Origin of the sequence: Streptomyces sp. NPDC002573 (assembly GCF_042889625.1) — a bacterium.
Taxonomy (GTDB): Bacteria; Actinomycetota; Actinomycetes; order Streptomycetales; family Streptomycetaceae; genus Streptomyces; species Streptomyces gibsoniae.
Window position 1 is genome coordinate 1 of record NZ_JBIARC010000294.1, and the last position, 1,018, is coordinate 1,018.

General features: G+C 67.6%; 1 protein-coding gene. It reads right to left on the reverse strand.

Annotated features, from left to right (window positions below; all coding sequences use genetic code 11):
• Nucleotides 1-1,018, reverse strand: a 1,018-nt coding sequence (locus ACFYX0_RS48035; RefSeq protein WP_388982240.1) for an IS256 family transposase, incomplete at both ends; no start/stop codon positions are given.

The following is a 1,018-nucleotide window of genomic DNA, read 5'->3' on the forward strand; positions in this document are numbered from 1 at the left end:
ATTGGGAAGCATCTCGATGAGGACGGCGGTGGTGAGGCGTTCGAGGGCGCCGGGGTTGGGGAAGATCTGGACGACGTCGACGCGGCGTTTGATCTCCCGGTTGACCCGCTCCAGGGGGTTGGTCGACTGGATCTTCTTCCAATGTCGCTCGGGGAAGTCCGCGAAGGCGGTGAGGTCGACCTTGGCCTCCAGGAGCATTGCCCTCACCTTGGGGAACTGCCGTCCGAGCATGTCGGCGACGGTCTCGAGCTGAGCGCGCACGGCCTCGGCCGTGGACTGGGCGAAGATCGTGCGAATGGTGGCGGCCACCATCTCCGCGGCGTCCTTGGGGATCACCGCAAAGACGTTGCGCAGGAAATGAACGCGACACCTCTGATAGGCGGCCCCGAGCATGACCTTGCGCACGGCCTTGACCAGGCCGGAGTGGTGATCGGCGATGACCAGGCGGACCCCGGTCAGGCCCCGCTCGCGCAAGGAGCGCAGGAACTCGCTCCAGAAGACTTCGGTCTCGCTGTCGCCGACCATCAGCCCGAGGACCTCGCGTCCGCCGTCCTCGGTGATGCCCGTGGCGATGACCACGGCTTGCGAGACGATCTGGTGGTTCACCCGGGCCTTGCAGTAGGTGGCGTCCAGATAGATGTAGGGGAAGCGGGTGTGATCCAGGGGGCGGGTGCGGAACACGCCCAGCTCCGCGTCGAGGTCGCCGCAGATCCTGGAGACCTCGCTCTTGGAGATCCCGGTGTCCCCGCCCAGGGCCTTGACCAGGTCGTCCACGCTGCGGGTGGACACGCCCTGCACATACGCCTCCATGATGACGGCGTAGAGGGCCTGGTCGATGCGGCGCCGGCGTTCCAGCAGCGACGGGAAGAACGAGCCGGTGCGGACCTTGGGGATCGCCAGGTCCAGGTCCCCGGCCTGCGTGGTCAGCACCTTCTCCCGGTGCCCGTTGCGCATCGTCGTGCGTGTCTCGGTGTGCTCGCCGGGCTCCGCGCCGATGTGGGCGGTGGCCTCGGCCTCG